This is a genomic window from Brevibacillus sp. 7WMA2 (assembly GCF_010748895.1).
In the GTDB taxonomy this organism is placed as follows: domain Bacteria; phylum Bacillota; class Bacilli; order Brevibacillales; family Brevibacillaceae; genus Brevibacillus_B; species Brevibacillus_B halotolerans.
The window spans coordinates 87,855-105,999 of sequence record NZ_CP048799.1; the positions used below are offsets into that span (position 1 = coordinate 87,855).

Consider the following 18,145-nt stretch of genomic DNA (forward strand, 5'->3'; position numbering starts at 1 on the left):
CAATGGGAAACCGAGATTTGCGGGCTTATCTCACACAGCACGTACTAGTGGGTGACGGAGCGATGGCTACTCAGCTATACGAGCAGGGAGTTCCGATTGGCGTTAGTTACGAAGAGTTATGTTTAAGTAATCCACAGATAATCCGCAACGTACATACCGCTTATTATGAAGCGGGAGCACGGCTGATTGAGACGAATACATTTGGGGCTAATCGGGATAGCTTGTCCCGATATGGCCTAGAAAGTAAGGTTACGCGGATGAATCGAGCCGCGGTGACCCTTGCGAGGGAAGCGGTCGGAGATGATGCTTTCGTAGTTGGAGCGATGGGTTCAATTATTGCTGGACGTGTCCGCACTAAGCAAATCGACCAATTTAAAGACCAGTTCGAAGAGCAAGCTACTTCTCTTTTGCATGCAGGTGTAGACGGAATTTTGCTGGAAACGTTCTTGGATGTTGATGAATTATTGCTAGCGCTGGAGGTGATACGTCCTCTTACAGAGCTACCCATCATAGCCCAGCTTGCTACTTTGGAAGTAGGTACCACGCGTGATGGGCATTCGTTGACGTATGCCTTCCAGCAGATTAAGGATGCAGGAGCGGACGTAATAGGACTCAATTGTCGCTTGGGACCGGCAGAGATCCTGCGTTCCTTCGAAGCTACAGTGTGTCCAGATGATGTTTTTCTCTCTGCATTCCCCAATGCAGGCCGTCTTGGCATGGCTGATGGAACCCTTTCTTACAAATCATCTCCAGACTACTTTGCGGAAAGTGCTTTGCGCTTACATGAACAGGGTGTAAGACTAATTGGGGGGTGTTGTGGTACAACGCCAGAACATACCAGAGCAATTGCAGAAAAATTGGCAGGGCGCAAACCGCTGCCACGGGTGAATCCACCCGCTCCTATTCACTCGGAGAGAATTGAGGTGCAGGCCGTCCAAAAACGTCTTCAGCCAAGTATTATCGAAGAAGTAAAGCACCATCCTACGATTATCGTTGAATTCGATCCGCCTAAGGATCTGCATACAGAAGATTTCTTACAGGGCTGTTGTGCTTTACATGATGCCGGTGCTAATGCAATAACGCTAGCAGATAACTCACTAGCAACAGTTCGTATGAGCAATATGGCTTTAGGAGCCATGATGAAGCGATTAGGAATCGAGCCGCTACTTCACATTGCCTGCCGCGACCGAAATCTGATTGGACAGCAATCACATTTAATGGGTCTTCACGCACTGGGTATTGACCAGGTACTAGTTATTACGGGCGATCCTTCACGCTTTGGAGATTTGCCGGGTGCTAGTTCTGTCTATGATGTGAGCTCATTTGATTTAATCCGTATGGTAAAACAGTTAAATCAAGGCTATGCGTTTTCGGGCAAACAATTGAAGCAGCATGCTCAGTTTATTGTCGGGGCAGCATTTAATCCACATGTGCGCCACTTGGATGCAGCTGTGGCTCGTTTAGAAAAGAAGGTTGAGGCTGGAGCCGATTACATTATGACGCAGCCTGTTTATGATGCCGAGACCATTGTACAAATATATGAAGCCACGAAGCATATTCGTGTACCTATCTTTATTGGCATCATGCCGTTAACGAGCTCGCGTAATGCAGAGTTTTTGCATAACGAGGTACCTGGTATCAAGCTGTCCCCATATGCATTAGAACAAATGAAGCTATTTACAGGTGAAGCCGCTCGTCAGGAAGGGAATCGTATGGCAAAGGAACTAATCGATGCAACGCTTCAATACTTTAATGGAATATACTTGATTACCCCGTTCAATTACTACCAGATGACCGTCGAGCTGACCCAATATATCAGGCAACAAGAGCAAGTAAAGGCAGGCCTTAAAGAAGTGTCCAGCTCATAAGGAGCAGAGAGTTAATCATACCGTTCAGATAAAGGAAGACCCTTACAAGAAAACGTAGGAGGTCTTCTTCGTTATGTACCTTTTTTACGGTTTTGGACAACGGAATAAATAAGGTGAACCATAACCAAAAAAATCAGAATGCCAAGTAAAACATTTGTGGTCTGTATTGCTTTACTTATCTTACTTAATTCAGAATGAATCCCGATTAGAGCATTCCCTGTCTTACTGCTGATATCACCAATACTGTGTGCAATATCGTTAAAATATTGACGTAACGAAGAAAAATCCATTGTTTCCCCTCCAACTCAAAAAAGTAGATATTAATTGGTTAGTATTCTATATTTGGGTAGATAATCACCAATTTTTCTTCCCAAATGTGACAAAACAGAAAAGAAAGTGAAAAATTTCTCATAAAGTGACAGATATAACTTTTGCATTGAAGCCGAACCCGTTATACTACGAATGTAGAATGAAATAGAGATTTTTTTTTGTATGTCCAAAGGGAAGGAAGTGTTAGAAGCATGCTGCATCCTGTTGCTGAACAGTTAGTTTGTTTCTATGAAATAGGGAATATTGATGATTTTCCAAAGAAAGTAGGCCGAGTGGTTTGTGTAGAAGAAACAGAGGTTGCTCTGTTTCGTTTAGATGATGATCAATTCTATGCAGTGGCTAATCGCAATCCACATCCTAGGGGAGGCACATTAGTAGACGGAATCGTTTCTGATCTATTTTTGTATGACCCTTTGTACGACTGGAAAATTTCGCTGGTTGATGGAACAGTACAAGCTCCTGATCGAGGCCAAGTAGAAGTATACCCTGTAGTGGTCGAAGGAAAAACGGTGAAACTAGGCTTGCCTGCTTGCGATAACTTTTTATCTTAACATACACGTGCCTAACACCTAAGGAGTTGGAGACCTTGTATACTGACACTCTGGAAATAATGGCTAAGAACGCAGTAAAGAAAAAAGAGATGCTGGATAAAAGCATAGCCCGCTATTTACTACACGCAGCACTGGCAGGCTGTTATGTAGGGATTGGAATCGTATTAATCTTAACGGTAGGTGAGCCGTTGCTACAAGCGGGTTCCCCTCTTACAATGACATTGATGGGCGTGTCGTTTGGGATTGCTTTAACCTTGGTCATTTTTGCTGGTTCTGATTTGTTTACTGGTAATAATATGTATTTCACCATAGGTGCCTTAAGCGGGGCGACTAAATGGAAGGATGCAGGGAAAAACTGGGTATGGTGCTGGATTGGTAACCTACTCGGTGCAACTGTTTTCTGTCTGATTATTGTAGGTTCGGGTGTGTTTAGTCATGCTTCAAGCGACCATATGCTCTTTTATCTAGCAGCCAAAAAAATGAACTTACCAACTGTGCAATTATTTTTCAGAGGAATTCTTTGTAACTGGTTAGTCTGCTTGTCTATTTGGACAGCGACCCGGGCAAAGGAGGATACAGCGAAACTAATTCTGATTTTCTGGATGTTGTTTGCCTTTATTACCTCTGGCTATGAGCATAGTGTAGCCAACATGACAGTGCTAACGCTGGCGCTAATGCTTCCTCACCCAGAAACGATTACCATTGCGGGCTGGGTTCATAATCTGAGCATTGTTACACTAGGTAATATTGTCGGAGGAGCATTATTTGTAGGCACCATGTATTGGTTGGTATCGCCTATCAAAACCAAGTTTACAAAAGGCAAACAACAGGAAGAACGTAAAGAAATGAAGCAGGTAGCCTCAACAGATAGCGCTACCCTGCAAGCGAAATAATATATACTTCATTCGGGTAAGAAAGGTCTGTTCCTTGGCACGTGGGAGCGGGCCTTTTGTATGTTTAATAAGCATCCCGTCCATAGTAAGAAGATATGTGAAGAGCTGACAGAATAATGAGATAACCGGCAGAACAATCTGAATTCAGCGAGTGCACTTTTTCCTACTAAAAAAAACCAACCAAATGGTGTATTGTGGTACTATTACTGTTGATGGTAAAGACCATTTACATAAACAATAGAGAGAAAAAACGATTATTTTTATTAAAAAGTGGGAGAGATTTACTTGTCTAATAGCACGATAGCGTATATCAAAGTATCCATTGCCATGTCTATAATAGGGAGCTTTGTAGTAGTAAATAAATTTATTTTAGAGCAAATCCCTATTTTTTTAGCATCTGAATTAAGGCTATTGATTGCTAGCCTTATCTTACTGCCAATGTTTTACCGAAAGGAAAGAAGGCTTCCTACCTTATATAAAAAAGATGTTTTTGTTCTACTTATACAAAGCTTCGTAGGGATTTTTCTATTTAGCATCTGCTTGCTATATGGCTTACAATATACGTCCGCTGTGGAGAGCGGGATAGTACTGAGTTGTACTCCAGCTGTAATGGGAGTCATTGCGTACGTTTTTCTTAAAGAGAAATTAGGCTTTGCCAAGATTTCAGGGATTTTGTTAACCATTTTAGGAACGGTTTCTATAAATGTATTCGGAATTATTGCTACAAATAGTATAAGCTTTAGCTCATTATTTGGGAACTTTCTCATTCTTTGTGCTGTTATAGGGGATGCTATCTTTTTTTCGTTTGGAAAACTATTATCGAAAGCTTGGTCTCCTTTAGCTATCTCAACGGCGTTAAGTATTGTAGGGGCGATTTTATTTTTACCACTAGCTATACATGATGCATTAAGCGTTGATCTTTCTGAAATATCCATAACGATTTGGCTGTTGGTTTTCTACACAGCAATTGTCGTAACAATTTTAGCTGTCATTTTAATGAATCAAGGATTAAAAGTGATACCTGCTAGTGTAGCATCCGTGTTTACTGCGTTAACACCCATTACTACGATTTTATTATCGAGTTTAGTACTGAAGGAAGATATCTATTGGTATCATATTTTAGGAATGGGGTTTGTAGTATTGGGAATTATTGTCCTGACCCGAACAAAAGAAAAACCAGTAGGGATGAATGTAGTCAAAACAGACGAAGCTAAATGATAAATACGTCAATTGAGTGAATGTGTGATTTGTTCAATACCATTATAAATAGCCCCCTTGTGCAGCATCTAAAACAGGATGAGCATGCAAGGAGGCTATTTTTTATATGTCTATAAGGAAATACCTTGTCTTATTTCTATAGCTGATATAAATCCTTATACTTTGTTTCTAGATAATGAACTAGATAGCTTGCATTTACTTTTTCCCCGGTAACGTGCTGCAAAAGCTCCTGAGGAGATTTCATTTTTCCGAATTGGTGGATATTCTCGCGTAACCATTGGTTAATCGGTGCAAAATCACCTGCACGTAAAAGATCGTCAAAATTAGGAAGCTGTTTTTTCATTGCATGCGTAAATTGCGCGGCATAAACATTTCCTAGGGAATATGTTGGGAAGTAGCCCATTAAGCCGCTTGACCAATGAACATCCTGTAGGACACCAAGATCATCGCTAGGTACATCGACGCCTAGGTATTCTTTCATTTTCTCGTTCCAAATTTGTGGTAGCTCTCCTACTTCAATGGTTTCATTGATTAAGCCCTTTTCGATTTCATAGCGGACCATGATATGCAAATTGTAGGTGAGTTCGTCTGATTCCGTACGGATAAAGGAAGGTTCCACTAGGTTGGCTGCCCGATAGAAATCTTGTAAGGCTACATCGGCAAACTGCTCAGGGAAAGCTTGTTGCGCCGCTGGATAGAAATGCTCCCAGAAAGGTAAGCTTCGTCCTACCATGTTCTCCCAAAAACGAGACTGGGATTCATGAACGCCCATCGAAGTACCGTTACTTAGCAATAGACCATTGTAAGCCGCATTTACATTTTGCTCATACATACCATGACCTGCTTCATGTATACTGCTCCATAATGCATAACGGAAGTCCTGTTCATCGTATCGGGTGGTTAGACGGACATCGGTGGAGCCGAAGTGAATGCAGAAAGGATGGGTACTCGTATCCAGGCGTCCAGCTTGGAAATCAAAGCCGATTTTTTGGAGCACGAGCTGATTAAATGCCGCTTGATCTGCTTTGGCAAAATGCTTTTCCATAAAGCTAATATTGGGGCGACGATTTGATTCATTGATGGCATGAACCAAAGGAACCGTTTTATCACGCAATAAGGTGAAAATTTGATCTAATTGTTTTACTGTCATACCAGGTTCATATTGATCCAACAAAGTATCATATTTATCTGGCTTTGCTCCCCAGTAATCAATGAATTCCAATTTCATTTTTACGATTTTTTCTAGGTAGGGACGAAACAGGGAAAAATCATTTTTTTCGCGAGCCTCTTCCCAAAGATTTTCAGCTTGGCTTGTAACAAGCACATATTCCTGATAACGGTCGGTAGGAATCTTTTTGTTTAAGTCAAAATCCTTTTTGGATTCTTCCACTAATTTTTGAGTGACCGAATCTAATTGCTTGTAGGCTTGCTCCTCAGTTAGACGTTGTAGGAAATCCTCCATTTGATCGGATGTGGAAAGCTTGAATGCTTCAGTGGATAAGGTCGAAATCACTTCAGAGCGAGCATCCATTCCTTTTTTCGGTGCTTTTGTGCGAAGGTCCCAGTATAAGACGGCAGTTGCATTGTTGTACGCCTGAATTTTTTTAGAGAAAGTAATAAAATCGGCAGCTAATTGATTAATCGTACTCATAGACAGAACGCCTCCTAAAGAAAATTTTCTGATAAAAAATTTTTGTTTGAAAATTATGTATATATTGCGCGCCTACGATATCTTCGCTACACACGCTAACTGTCTCATTATTATAGCGGATTTTTGCTCTAAGTACATCTATCTTCAGCAAAAGAAAAGCAGTAATTTATTTGTTCGCTCTACATTTTGAATAACGGATGATGATATAGCCAATAAAGAAAATAGCAAGGATAGGCGCCATGATGATAGTCCAGTTCATCTCACTATTATGGCTATCTTTAGCTTGTGCGATCTCTTCTAAGGAGCCAGCAACGACATACTTTTGTTTTGGCATCCACCCACTGAGTCCTGTTATCATTTCCCCATTCTTTATCTCTGCCGCTAAATAGATTTCAGCGTGGTTTGGAACAACTTTGTAACTGATAGCTTTAGGTGGTAGAGAACCGACTGAGAGCTTTTGGTCTTTGTCAGTAATCCCATTGATAAACTCAGGTTTTACTGTGATTTCATTTAAAACCAAATCTTCTTTCATTACATAACCTTGTCTAAAGCGATCGGCTTACCAGTAAAGACAGTGTCAGCCGCAATGAATAGTTCATAACCGTCATTACGCCAGTTTCATTTCTTCTTACTCATGGTATGCTGGTATAGAACAGCTTTGATCTGACAAAAGATGGACTCCAAATGGTAAAAGGCACCTTGGAAGCAGACGCACTTGTTAGTGATCAGCTACATGTAAAGCAATCCTATGTTATTCTTCAAAATAACAGGTAGTGATAGCAAGTGTGCTTCTAGTTTGGCTGATTGTTTGGAGTCAAGATATGCAGATATCAGTCCAATGCTCATTAAAGCAGCTATCAAAACAAGTCCGATCATCATTTTTATACGACCGATGATGCACACCCCCTTTGTTGTGAAAATATAGAAACCTTTTACATGAATGACGGATCATGTTGGATAAAGTTTCAGGAAAGATAGGACGTGGTTGAAGAGATTCGTGTTGATTGTAGACTTTTCTCTTTTATCGTGGCGAGTTTGTTTGTATAATCGTACTGGTAGAGAAGCGTAAGGAAGAATTTGATTGCTATAGGAGAATGAATAAATGACTCAATCACAAGCGAATTGGGAGAATGAAATTACGAGACGGCGTACATTCGCTATCATTTCCCACCCGGATGCCGGGAAAACGACAATGACTGAAAAATTATTGTATTATGGAGGCGCTATTCGAGAAGCCGGTGTGGTGAAAGGGCGTAAAAATTCGAAGCATGCTACTTCCGACTGGATGGAGATTGAGAAAAAACGTGGTATCTCAGTAACCTCCTCTGCGATGGACTTTGAATATAAAGGACACCATATTAACATTTTGGATACACCTGGTCATGAAGACTTTAGTGAAGATACGTACCGTACATTGACTGCTGCTGATGCCGCGGTCATGATCATTGACGTAGCAAAAGGGGTAGAGGCGCAGACCATTAAGCTGTTTAAGGTTTGTCGGATGCGTGGGATTCCTATTTTTACCTTTATCAACAAATTGGATCGTCACGGAAAGGACCCGTTCTCTCTTTTAGAAGAACTAGAGAATGTTTTGGGAATCCGCTCTTATCCAATGAACTGGCCAATCGGTATGGGGAGCGATCTTTGCGGTGTATACGACCGAATGAAAAATCGCGTTGAGCTGTATCAGGATGGTAGCGATCACCAGGAGATATCCTCTGTTGAGGTAAGTGGACCTGATGATCCTAAAATTAAGAGCAGCGTAGGCGAGGTTTTGTACGATCAGCTTCAGGAAGAGGTTTCATTGTTAGATATCGCTGGAGATGAATACGATGAGTCGCTGATTGCTAAAGGGGAGCTAACCCCGGTATTTTTCGGTTCGGCGATCAATAACTTCGGCGTGCAAACTTTCCTAGAAAATTTCTTGCAGATGGCGCCATCACCTTCACCAAAGAAAAGTACGATCGGTGAGATTGATCCATTAAGTGGTAAATTCTCTGGTTTTATCTTTAAAATTCAGGCGAACATGAACCCAGCACATCGGGACCGTGTAGCATTTATGCGAATTTGCTCAGGTAAGTTCCAAAGAGGAATGAGTGTTCGTCACGTGCGGTTAGGCAAGGATATTAAATTGGCTCAACCCATGCAATTTATGGCGCAGGATCGCGAAATCGTTGATGAATCATTTGCTGGTGACGTGATTGGGTTATTTGACCCAGGAATTTTTCAAATTGGAGATACACTCTGTGTTGGTCCTGCATTTGAATATGAGGAAATGCCTCATTTCTCTCCAGAATTCTTTGCTAAGGTGACCGTTAAAGACGCGATGAAGCACAAGCAATTTCAAAAAGGCGTCATGCAACTGACAGAAGAAGGTACTGTGCAATTGTTTAAGACCCATCCATGGGATGAACTCATTCTTGGAGTGGTTGGTGTCTTGCAATTTGAAGTACTGGAGTATCGCTTGAAGGCAGAGTACGGCGTTGATATTGAATTACAACGCATGTCCTATCAGATTGCTCGCTGGATCGAAGGAGATAAAGAGACGATGGATGCGGTTAAATCACGTAGCCAATCTGTTACAGATCGTTATGGTCGTCTAGTCATGCTATTTGATAGTGAATACCAATTGCGCATGGCACAGGAAAAATATCCGAAGCTTACTTTCCATGAGAGTTCACTAGGATTACAACGTGTAACGGACTAACATACAAAAGCAACTGCTAGAAGACGCAAGGGATGCAAAGACATCTTTTGCGTCTTTCTTTGTATAAAAAGGTTTTTTCATTCATGAAGCGGACAGCCACTCTCATATAGTGAAAAGAGCAGTAGCAAAGGAAGGAGTGGAAATTGTTTTGCGGAGAAAGTATGCCCTTTGGTTGCTGTTTGTCATTTTGTTTTTGGCCTCGTTCGACATGCATGCACAAATGCCCCTCTTGTCACCCTTTATTGAAGAATTAGGAGCGCCTGCGTTGCTAATTGGACTTTTGTTAAGCGCGTATTCCTTCACCAACCTGATTGGCAATTTGACAGCAGGACCTATCATTGATCGTTATAGCAAAAAAGGATTTATTAGCGCAGGCTTGATGATCTCAGGAATTCTATTAATGCTGCATGGGATTATTGATAGCTCTACGCAATTGCTCGGTATTCGTTTGACCTATGGGTATGTTATGGCTTTTGTTTCTCCAGCTTGCTTTGCAGTACTCGCCTCATCTGCGGATACGGTCGATGAGCAAAATAAAATATTTGTGCAAAAGGGGATTATTCTGACCTTTGCCTCTATTTTGTCACCAGCGGTCGGGGGATTTCTCGCAGGAAGGTTTGGATTTGCTAACTCCTTTGTCATTCTGGGGTGGGTAATGCTCATCACAGGGCTGATTGCATTGCTTTTTTTACCCAAGCATAGTGGTGATGCAAGGAGGGTGAATCCTGAGGAATATGTATTCAAGGAGGAGGTGCAGGAACAAAAGCAGGACCACCAAAACAGCCTGAGTCAAAAGAAAACGGTAAAAGCAACGCTACAGGTGATATTCGGAAGCGTCGGGATGTATCCCGCTTTCTTTTCTGCCTTTGCTATCATGTATGCGCAAGGGACTATGATGTATGAAGTACCGCTATTAATTGCACGTCAGCATTTAGATCCTACTGTCACTGGAATGGTTTTTAGCATGATGGGAATAGGCTCATTGCTTACATTGAGCATAGCGCAGATTCAACGTAAATCGCCTGTGGTTCGCTGCTTAATTGGCCTATCTATGTTGAGTGCCATGTTTTATGCGACAGCAATGAATTGGAATGTCTCGATTTACTGGATGATGTTTATAGTGGGGGGAGCCTTTGGTCTGTTATTTCCGGCAATGACAACCATTTTAACCTCTTATGCTCCACGTCAGCTCTACGGAACCGCATTTAGTTTTTACTCTGCTATTATGTCTGCTGGAGCTATATTAAGTCCGATAGTGGCGGGAATATTTGATAATATCAGTCGCTCATTTTTTACTGGATTTCTCGTGCTGATGACGGCTAGTGTGTGTTGCATCCTGTTTCAGGATAAAAAGTGGCAAGCAGTCTCTCCGGTGCGGCGCTAATATGGCGCCATGACGGGGAGAATTTTCATTTTTTGAGGAGTGAATTGTCAGTACATGGTAAATCTATTAGAGAACGAGGACAAATTAAAAACTTCTTGTGCAAATTGTTACGAAACTATTGCTAGTATGGCTTTTAGCCTCCATACTAAAACTAATTTTGTTAAGGAGGAATGTACATGTCTACAAAACGCAGCATGTGGTCATTATCAACTACTGCTCTCGTACTTATTCCAGTAGCAGTTGGTGTAAATTACATCGGTAAGCTGTTTGCTGGACTCTTAAAATTACCTCTATGGCTGGATGCTATTGGAACAGTGCTGGCTAGTTTGCTTGCGGGTCCTATTATCGGGGGATTGTCTGGACTTATTAACAACATTATTTATGGTTTAACAGTGGACCCGATTTCGTTTGTATATGCTATAACGAGTTTGTGCATGGGCTTGGTTGCAGGGGTAATGGCTTTTAAGGGCTGGATAAACAGTTGGGGTAAGGCGGCGGTTGTTGGATTAACTGTCGGGGTCACCGCTGTACTTATTTCTACACCGCTAAATGTATGGTTTTGGGGAGGACAGACAGGGAATTTATGGGGCGATATTGTGTTTGCATCTGTAATGAACAAGACACAATCCATCTGGCTTGCTTCTTTCTTAGATGAACTAGTGGTGGACGTTCCGGATAAACTTTTAACGGTTTTGGTTGCTTATGGTATATATCGCGTATTGCCAAAGAGCCTTATTCATATGTACAAAAACAAGTCAGATATTGAGTCACTGGATTAAGTTGGTAGATAAGAGGTGTAGAAACCATGAAAACATTAAGTTTATATGTTCAAAAGGATACGGTCATACACCAGATTGATCCGATTACCAAGCTGTTCTATATTGTTTTTGCTATATTGGTACCTATTATTTTACCGACTCTGTACACTGCCTTGTTTGGGATGCTGGTGAGCTTCTTTATTTTATGGATTGGCAAAGTGTTCAAACGTGCTTTGGCAGTCATTAGCTTTGTTGGATTTGTGCTGATAACCATTGTGCTGATCCAAGGTTTTTTTCATGTGGAAAACCAAACAGTACTATTTCATATTGGCTCTTGGGCGTTTTATCAGGAAGGACTACTATATGCGTTGGGAATTTGTTTTCGCGCCTTAAATATTGTAGGAGCCTTTCTCATTCTTGTCCTGACGACGAAACCGTCTGATTTAATTGACTCGCTTGTCCGAAAAGGGTTGTCGCCTCGCTTCGGATATGTATTAAGCTCTGTATTTCAAATTATCCCACAAATGATGGCAACAATGGAAACGATTACAGATGCGCAGCGATCGCGAGGAATGGAGACACAAGGAGGCCTGCTGACCAGAATGAAAGCATTTGTTCCACTAATCGGTCCGGTTGTATTAAGCTCGCTCATTGATACGAAGGAACGAAGCCTAGCCATACAGGTTCGCGGATTTAATGTGGCCGGTCCTAAGACGTTCTTGCAGGAAGAAACACAATATGCACATGGAAAAATGTTACGAGCACTCATGGGAGTAAGCATAGTGATTGCGATTGTTTGGAGGGTTATCGGATGAGTCACATTGAGATTAAACAGCTAAAATATCGGTACCCGATGAGCGAACAATTGGCGTTAGATGGTGTGAGCATGACAGTGCAACGTGGTGAGTTCCTTGGTGTGATTGGACAAAATCGAGCGGGTAAATCAACATTTTGCCAAGCATTAACCGGCCTAGTCCCTCATTTTTATAAAGGAGCCTACGGGGGCAGTGTGATGATTGATGGCACGGATGTGGGCAAAGCAGGAATTGACGAAACCATACGCAAGGTGGGCATTGTCTTTCAGAATCCTTTTACACAGGTGACAGGTGCTAAGCTAACGGTGTATGAAGAAATTGCGTTTGGCTTGGAACAATTGGGTGTGCCTCGTCAACAGATGATGGAGAGAATTGATCAAGTCCTCCATTTGTTAGATATCGAGGAATGCAAGGACCGAGCCCCATTTGACTTGTCAGGCGGTCAGATGCAACGCATGGCAATTGCTAGTGTTATTGCTATGCGTCCTCAGGTGATCGTGCTGGATGAACCTACGTCTCAGCTAGATCCCAAAGGCTCCGAGGAGGTTTTTCGTGCTATTCATAGTTTGAGTCAGGAAGGCATGACTGTCATATTGGCTGAACACAAAATGGAAAAGCTGGCCGAATACGCTGACCGTATTGCTTTATTTCATCAGGGAAAATTGATTGATGTGGATACACCGCCCCGCCTGTTTTCACGCGATGATTTGGCTCAGTACGATATTCAACCACCTGTCTATACCAGAGTATGTCGTGAATTAGGGCTAAAGGTACCTGGTGCAAATACATATCCTGTTACATTAGGGGAAGCACAGCGTTCGTATGAGGCATATCAGCAACCAAATAGGCAAGGGACGGCTGAAGGACAACAAATATCAGATTCCTTGAAAACAACAATAAAGCCTATCGAGCACCATGGGCAACAAAGATCGCAGTCTAATGAGGGTGACCAGTATGATTAAACTAATGGATGTTCGGTTTGGTTATCAAAATGGCCAAGAAGTACTAAAAGGAATATCGCTTGCCTTTGACCAACGCACAACAGCTATTATTGGTCAAAATGGTGCGGGGAAAACAACGTTCGTCAAGCTGTTAAAAGGTTTATTGCAGCCAACAGCGGGTGACATTCTCATTGGAGAGGTTGATACAAAAACAGCAACGGTAGCTCAGCTTGCTGGTTCAATTGGACTCGTCTTTCAAAATCCACATGATCAGATTTTTAAAAGAACGGTAGTAGACGAAGTGATGTTTGGCCCCCTACAGCTTAAGGTAGACGTGCAAACGGCAAAGCAGCGTGCCAAGGAAGCATTGCAGCTAGTAGGCTTGTGGGATCGTCATGCTGAGAATCCACATGATCTGGGACTATCGGAGAAAAAACTAATTACCATCGCATCTGTGGTTGCTATGAATACGGAGGTTGTCATTTTAGACGAGCCAACAATAGCACAGGACGATGCTGGAAAACGGCGGATTGCTGAAATTATTAGGCAGTTGAACCAGGAAGGCAAACTAGTGCTGGCTATTTTGCATGATATGGATTTTGTGGCTGCCCATTTTGAGCGAACCATTGTTTTGAACCAGGGGCAGGTACTCGTTGACGCTGACACTCGCGATGTCTTTTCCAATCGGGAGCTTTTGCAACGCGCAGGATTGGACACGCCCTATGTGACTCAACTAGGTGAAAAGTTAGGGGAAGCTGAAACCGTCCTGACAGCGGAGGAACTGATCAAAAGATGGTCAAGTAAGAGCAAGTAGTCCACGTTAGCCTATTTTGTAACTGATTAACATTTATCGAAAAAGCCCATGGTTTCCACCGCTGAAGAGAAATCATGGGCTTTTCGTGTGTAAAGTCTAAAAATGAATTACAGGAAGGGATTTGAGAGAGGAACAATATAGGTTTATTCCTCAACTAAATGCCGATTTTCAAAAACCTTTATCTGACCGACGGATTGAAATCCTGATCTTTTATAGATATTGATTCCATCAGGAGAGGCTTGGAGAACACAGAGAGGAATTTTTTGTTTTTGGACCTCCATGACAAGAAAATTAAACATTGCCGATCCCAAGCCTCTTCCCCTGTATTCTGATCTTGTAGCAATATCGTAGATACCAACACTCTCTTTGGTGAAAACCAGGGACCCAATTGATACAATCTCCTCTTTGTATGCACCAAGATAGAGCTTCATTTTTTCACTAAATAATTGTGGATAGGAGGAGAGCTGTTCATAATAAGAGCGTACCGAGGATGATTCCTGTGACGTATGAAACAGAGAGGCAAGTACTTCGCCAAATACTCTGATATCTTCAGCAGTTGATACTTGCCTTATGACAAAGCCTTCGGGAGCCAACACAACAGGCTCTAATTGGTCTACATTTGCGAGCATGGCCACATTCATTTCGGCTTCTGCTAATCCAGTACCCTCCAGTATAGGACTCAAATCTTGGCCATCCTCCCAGTACCAAAAGGCCATGGGGAACTTTTTAGTTTGAAAGTGGCGTATATCTTTTTTTAATTCTTTTTCTTCCGATTGGTTTAGTCGATTATTCTGTAATACAATGATATTAAACGTATCTGCGGGAAGACCACAATCTACTTTGACGTAATTTTCTGCATTCTTTACCGCCATGCCAGCTACGTTATTTGCTAGAAATGAAACCTTGTCAATCAGATTGGTCAAAATTACACGCTGGTAATATGTTTGATTGATGTCCATTTTCATGTTCCTTTCATCATTTATCAGGTAAGAGCGCTCTTATATGTAAAAATGATACAATAGCTGAGGAAAAATTGAAATTACTTTCACCATATCTACATCCTCCCATAATATTCTGATAATAATTTTCTTTTACAAACTACGGCGTAGTTGGAAAATCATCATTCGTTGGCGGGGGATTTTACCCATTCTTTCTTCTACTGTTCCAACGTTTATTTTATGCCTGACATTTATAGTAAGTTAGTCATTTTCTTACCTTTTGATAAAAAATAATCGTTATCTATAATTGTTTGTATAAGTAGACTGTGGTATCATGTTTTTTGTAAGCGATACCATTTATACGGCGTGTTACTAGTTAGACTAGGCATAAGCCAAATGAACGGAGCAATTCTTCCGTTTTTTTGCCTTATGCCTTTTTTATTTTATTCGTTAATTTTTAATGCGCTTACATAACCTAGCTGTACCTATTTGACTCAATAGGTAACGTACATCGCCAAGAACTATTAGGAGGAACTACCATGATAAGACACAAAAACAAACTGATCCTTTCATTAGCGCTGGCACTCTCTGTCTCTCCTTTGACTAGCGCATTTGCTCAAGGAGAAACAACTCCTGTTGTGAAAAACGAAACAACAGCACAACGAATCCAGCATCTGGTTGATTCCACAATTGACCTGTTTCGCAATAGCTCTCAAAAAGATAAATTTGCATTAATGGAAAAAAATCTTAAAGAAGCAAGCTCCTTAGACCCGTTTAACATGGAGTTAAAATTCTATTTGGCCTCAACCTTGGTTTTTCAGAAGAAAGTAGAAGAGGCTGTGGGCATCTACAAGCAAATTGTTAATTTCCAGCCTAATCATTTTGAGGCAAATCTCTTGTATGGTGTTTATTCGAAGGTAAATGGCGACGAGGCTACCTATCAAAAATCCATGGCTGCATTACAAAAGATTGATCCACAGCGAGCAGCAGCTTTTCAAGCGAAGCTACAAGCGGCAGATGGATATTTAAAAACGGAACTGAATACCACAGTGCCTCAAAATCTGCCTCAAAAAAATCATGCGATTATTATTTTGGGCTTTGCACTTGAAGATAATGGCTCTATGAAACAACCATTAATTGAACGTTTGCAAGCTGGATTCGCTATTGCAAAAAAATATCCTCATTCCAAAATTATCGTTACAGGTGGCTCGCCAAAAAATGGTATTACAGAAGCAGAAGCGATGAGCAAATGGTTGTTGGAAAAAGGAGTAGATCAGAATCGAATTGTATTAGAAAAAAGTGCATCTGATACAGTTGAAAACGCATTATGCACAACGGCTATTTTAGAGACCATGGAGATTACTGATGCAACCTTAGTAACAAATGCAACACATATGCGTCGAGCTCTATCTGGCTTCCAAGCATCTAGTGATCACTATGCGCGCCTAATGGGAAAAGAAAATAAACGTACCTTTACGAACATGGTATATATGGATTACGCATCTGCTGAAAAAGCAAAGCAAGTAACCAAGGATGAAAAGCTAGGGATTTACCGTGATTTATTACGCACTTCAGGAATCTGGGCATTCCCAGGCTATCAGCGTTAATAGAACAAATAAAGATGGAAAAGCCCCGTTGAATGGGGCTTTTCCTTTCTGTTTAGAAGGGGCAATATTAAGATAATAGTATTATCTATTACTTTAGAATTTATTGTAAAATTCCAGTTCTACACATCTGGATTGTGGTATATTGTTACAACAAGAAGAGAGAGAATAGAAGAGAGGTGCAATATGGAAATTAAGGTGGATGAAAAAGGCAATTCAAAGGTTGCCATGATATCAAGCGACAGCATCATCATTCAGAATGTAAACGATGCTTTGGATTTAATAGCAAACGTAGGATATAATGGATGCGAGAAAATGCTTTTGAGAAAAGAACACCTGACTGAGGAGTTCTTTGATTTAAAAACAGGTCTTGCAGGTGAAATTCTACAAAAGTATACAAATTATAAAATGAAGCTTGCACTGGTTGGCGAATTTGACTCCTATAACAGCAAGAGTTTGAAAGACTTTATGTACGAATGCAACAAAGGAAAACAGGTGTTTTTCAAACGAACAGAAGAGGCAGCGTTAGAAGCGCTACATGGTATAGATACGTAAAAATAAGCGGTGTCAGATCAGTATTTTTCGTAGTCAATAATTCCATATAAAGCACAATCCAAATGTTAGCAAATCACTAGAAAAAGACCATCTAAACGTACTAGATGGTCTTTCTTTTCATTACTCATCACCTGTCGCCACAGGGCTATCTGGATAGGAGGACCAATCGCTCCAGCTTCCTCCGTACAGCTTGGCATCGGGTCGACCGGCTCTCATAAGCGCTAGAAGATTAACGCATGCTGTTACACCCGATCCACAGTACACGATAATTTGTTCTTGCTGTAATAACTCATCGAAATGATTTTGCAGTTGTTCCTTCGTTTGTAATGTACCGTCTGCTTGCAGGGTATATTTGTAAAAGAAACACTTGGCTCCAGGAATGTGTCCCGCCTTAGGGTCCAATGGTTCCATTTCCCCACGATAGCGCTCCGGGGCACGAGAATCCAGAAGAGGTGTAGAAGACTCCCGCTGGACCACTTCATTCTTGGTAAGAAGCATATCTGATTGGACATTAGCTGTGAAGGAACGTGGCTTTCTATGCAGGATTTCTGTACTAGTCGGATAAGTAGCTCTGTTCCATGCGGCATAACCACCATCAAGTACATATACCCGCTCATGTCCAACGTAGCGTAACATCCACCACAAGCGTGCTGCCATTGCCAAATCATCCCCGTCATAGGCGACAACGGTTGTATGTTGGTCAATACCAATTCGGGAAAATAAAGCTTCCATAGCGGCAATGTTCGGCAATGGATGGCGTCCACCATGTCCCTGCTCTGTTTTTTGGCCGGATAGGTCTGACTCCAAGCTGATGTAGACGGCCCCTGGAATATGCCCTGCATCGTATTCTGCACGCCCTAGATCTGGTTGTCCAAGTATAAAACGGCAGTCTAGTATTACAATTGAAGGATCATTCAGGTGTTCATAAAGCCAATCAGCTTGCACCATGGGATCTTGCAGCTTACTCTGTAACATTTCATCCCTTCCTTCCAAACAAGATCGAAATTATTGCCTTTTTTCTACTATAGCAGATTAAAAGTTGTTTCGTCTTTGAAAAGAATGATACATTGAGGATAGAGGGGCATACCTTTCCGTTTTCATGAAATACATATGATTTA

17 protein-coding genes are annotated in these 18,145 nt (G+C 41.5%); 12 read left to right on the forward strand and 5 right to left on the reverse strand.

Annotated elements, in window-relative coordinates; genetic code table 11:
• Positions 1-2: 2 nt before the first annotated feature.
• Positions 3-1,868 carry a bifunctional homocysteine S-methyltransferase/methylenetetrahydrofolate reductase gene (locus GOP56_RS00460; protein ID WP_163244196.1) on the forward strand — a complete coding sequence of 622 codons (1,866 nt, stop codon included), beginning with the start codon at positions 3-5 and terminating at the stop codon, positions 1,866-1,868.
• Between the two features lie 71 nt (positions 1,869-1,939).
• On the opposite strand, the gene GOP56_RS00465 is transcribed toward GOP56_RS00460, so the two are convergent.
• Complete coding sequence (locus tag GOP56_RS00465) at positions 1,940-2,158, reverse strand: hypothetical protein (RefSeq protein WP_096887252.1); 219 nt, start codon at positions 2,156-2,158, stop codon at positions 1,940-1,942.
• Between the two features lie 231 nt (positions 2,159-2,389).
• Here GOP56_RS00465 and nirD point away from each other — a divergent pair, with 231 nt between their 5' ends.
• The 3 genes from nirD to GOP56_RS00480 all read left to right on the forward strand — a co-directional run bounded on the left by nirD (position 2,390) and on the right by GOP56_RS00480 (position 4,860).
• On the forward strand, positions 2,390-2,749 hold the full coding sequence (gene nirD, locus GOP56_RS00470; RefSeq protein ID WP_003338097.1) for a nitrite reductase small subunit NirD: 360 nt from the start codon (positions 2,390-2,392) through the stop codon (positions 2,747-2,749).
• A gap of 35 nt (positions 2,750-2,784) precedes the next feature.
• On the forward strand, positions 2,785-3,642 hold the full coding sequence (locus tag GOP56_RS00475) for a formate/nitrite transporter family protein (RefSeq protein WP_163244197.1): 858 nt from the start codon (positions 2,785-2,787) through the stop codon (positions 3,640-3,642).
• Between the two features lie 285 nt (positions 3,643-3,927).
• Positions 3,928-4,860, forward strand: coding sequence for a DMT family transporter (locus GOP56_RS00480; protein WP_022584969.1), 933 nt, complete (start codon positions 3,928-3,930; stop codon positions 4,858-4,860).
• Positions 4,861-4,996: 136 nt separating this feature from the next.
• Here the strand turns inward: GOP56_RS00480 and GOP56_RS00485 are convergent, their stop codons facing one another.
• Positions 4,997-6,511, reverse strand: a complete 1,515-nt coding sequence (locus GOP56_RS00485; protein ID WP_022584970.1) for a carboxypeptidase M32 — start codon at positions 6,509-6,511, stop codon at positions 4,997-4,999.
• A gap of 166 nt (positions 6,512-6,677) precedes the next feature.
• Entirely contained in the window at positions 6,678-7,043 is a 366-nt protein-coding gene (locus tag GOP56_RS00490; protein WP_163244198.1) for a hypothetical protein, read from the reverse strand.
• Positions 7,044-7,613: 570 nt separating this feature from the next.
• On the opposite strand from GOP56_RS00490, the gene GOP56_RS00495 reads away from it, so the two are divergent.
• The 6 genes from GOP56_RS00495 (at position 7,614) to GOP56_RS00520 (ending at position 13,930) form a co-directional block, all read left to right on the forward strand.
• Positions 7,614-9,218 (forward strand): peptide chain release factor 3, encoded by a 1,605-nt coding sequence (locus tag GOP56_RS00495; RefSeq protein ID WP_163244199.1) that lies wholly within the window; start codon positions 7,614-7,616, stop codon positions 9,216-9,218.
• Between the two features lie 148 nt (positions 9,219-9,366).
• Positions 9,367-10,602 (forward strand): MFS transporter, encoded by a 1,236-nt coding sequence (locus GOP56_RS00500; RefSeq protein WP_163244200.1) that lies wholly within the window; start codon positions 9,367-9,369, stop codon positions 10,600-10,602.
• A 176-nt stretch (positions 10,603-10,778) separates the two neighbouring features.
• Complete coding sequence (locus tag GOP56_RS00505; protein WP_003338089.1) at positions 10,779-11,381, forward strand: hypothetical protein; 603 nt, start codon at positions 10,779-10,781, stop codon at positions 11,379-11,381.
• A 26-nt stretch (positions 11,382-11,407) separates the two neighbouring features.
• Positions 11,408-12,175 carry an energy-coupling factor transporter transmembrane component T family protein gene (locus tag GOP56_RS00510; protein WP_163244201.1) on the forward strand — a complete coding sequence of 256 codons (768 nt, stop codon included), beginning with the start codon at positions 11,408-11,410 and terminating at the stop codon, positions 12,173-12,175.
• Positions 12,172-13,137, forward strand: coding sequence for an energy-coupling factor ABC transporter ATP-binding protein (locus GOP56_RS00515; protein ID WP_163244202.1), 966 nt, complete (start codon positions 12,172-12,174; stop codon positions 13,135-13,137). Before GOP56_RS00510 ends, GOP56_RS00515 begins: the two co-directional genes overlap by 4 nt.
• Positions 13,130-13,930, forward strand: a complete 801-nt coding sequence (locus tag GOP56_RS00520; RefSeq protein ID WP_003343827.1) for an energy-coupling factor ABC transporter ATP-binding protein — start codon at positions 13,130-13,132, stop codon at positions 13,928-13,930. Before GOP56_RS00515 ends, GOP56_RS00520 begins: the two co-directional genes overlap by 8 nt.
• Before the next feature lie 143 nt (positions 13,931-14,073).
• Here GOP56_RS00520 and GOP56_RS00525 read toward each other — a convergent pair whose 3' ends face one another.
• Positions 14,074-14,889, reverse strand: coding sequence for a GNAT family N-acetyltransferase (locus GOP56_RS00525; protein ID WP_163246769.1), 816 nt, complete (start codon positions 14,887-14,889; stop codon positions 14,074-14,076).
• A gap of 518 nt (positions 14,890-15,407) precedes the next feature.
• Here GOP56_RS00525 and GOP56_RS00530 point away from each other — a divergent pair.
• Both GOP56_RS00530 and GOP56_RS00535 read left to right on the forward strand, forming a co-directional pair.
• Positions 15,408-16,475 carry a YdcF family protein gene (locus GOP56_RS00530; RefSeq protein WP_163244203.1) on the forward strand — a complete coding sequence of 356 codons (1,068 nt, stop codon included), beginning with the start codon at positions 15,408-15,410 and terminating at the stop codon, positions 16,473-16,475.
• Between the two features lie 183 nt (positions 16,476-16,658).
• Positions 16,659-17,027, forward strand: a complete 369-nt coding sequence (locus GOP56_RS00535) for a DUF4180 domain-containing protein (RefSeq protein WP_163244204.1) — start codon at positions 16,659-16,661, stop codon at positions 17,025-17,027.
• A gap of 120 nt (positions 17,028-17,147) precedes the next feature.
• Here the strand turns inward: GOP56_RS00535 and GOP56_RS00540 are convergent, their stop codons facing one another.
• Positions 17,148-18,002, reverse strand: coding sequence for a sulfurtransferase (locus GOP56_RS00540; protein WP_163244205.1), 855 nt, complete (start codon positions 18,000-18,002; stop codon positions 17,148-17,150).
• Positions 18,003-18,145 lie beyond the last annotated feature (143 nt).

Coding starts and splice junctions, on each gene's coding strand:
- GOP56_RS00460 (WP_163244196.1), top strand. CDS start 3: ATGGGAAACCGAGATTTGCGGGCTTATCTCACACAGCACGTACTAGTG.
- GOP56_RS00465 (WP_096887252.1), bottom strand. CDS start 2,158: ATGGATTTTTCTTCGTTACGTCAATATTTTAACGATATTGCACACAGT.
- nirD (WP_003338097.1), top strand. CDS start 2,390: ATGCTGCATCCTGTTGCTGAACAGTTAGTTTGTTTCTATGAAATAGGG.
- GOP56_RS00485 (WP_022584970.1), bottom strand. CDS start 6,511: ATGAGTACGATTAATCAATTAGCTGCCGATTTTATTACTTTCTCTAAA.
- GOP56_RS00490 (WP_163244198.1), bottom strand. CDS start 7,043: ATGAAAGAAGATTTGGTTTTAAATGAAATCACAGTAAAACCTGAGTTT.
- GOP56_RS00495 (WP_163244199.1), top strand. CDS start 7,614: ATGACTCAATCACAAGCGAATTGGGAGAATGAAATTACGAGACGGCGT.
- GOP56_RS00505 (WP_003338089.1), top strand. CDS start 10,779: ATGTCTACAAAACGCAGCATGTGGTCATTATCAACTACTGCTCTCGTA.
- GOP56_RS00510 (WP_163244201.1), top strand. CDS start 11,408: ATGAAAACATTAAGTTTATATGTTCAAAAGGATACGGTCATACACCAG.
- GOP56_RS00515 (WP_163244202.1), top strand. CDS start 12,172: ATGAGTCACATTGAGATTAAACAGCTAAAATATCGGTACCCGATGAGC.
- GOP56_RS00520 (WP_003343827.1), top strand. CDS start 13,130: ATGATTAAACTAATGGATGTTCGGTTTGGTTATCAAAATGGCCAAGAA.
- GOP56_RS00525 (WP_163246769.1), bottom strand. CDS start 14,889: ATGGACATCAATCAAACATATTACCAGCGTGTAATTTTGACCAATCTG.
- GOP56_RS00530 (WP_163244203.1), top strand. CDS start 15,408: ATGATAAGACACAAAAACAAACTGATCCTTTCATTAGCGCTGGCACTC.
- GOP56_RS00535 (WP_163244204.1), top strand. CDS start 16,659: ATGGAAATTAAGGTGGATGAAAAAGGCAATTCAAAGGTTGCCATGATA.
- GOP56_RS00540 (WP_163244205.1), bottom strand. CDS start 18,002: ATGTTACAGAGTAAGCTGCAAGATCCCATGGTGCAAGCTGATTGGCTT.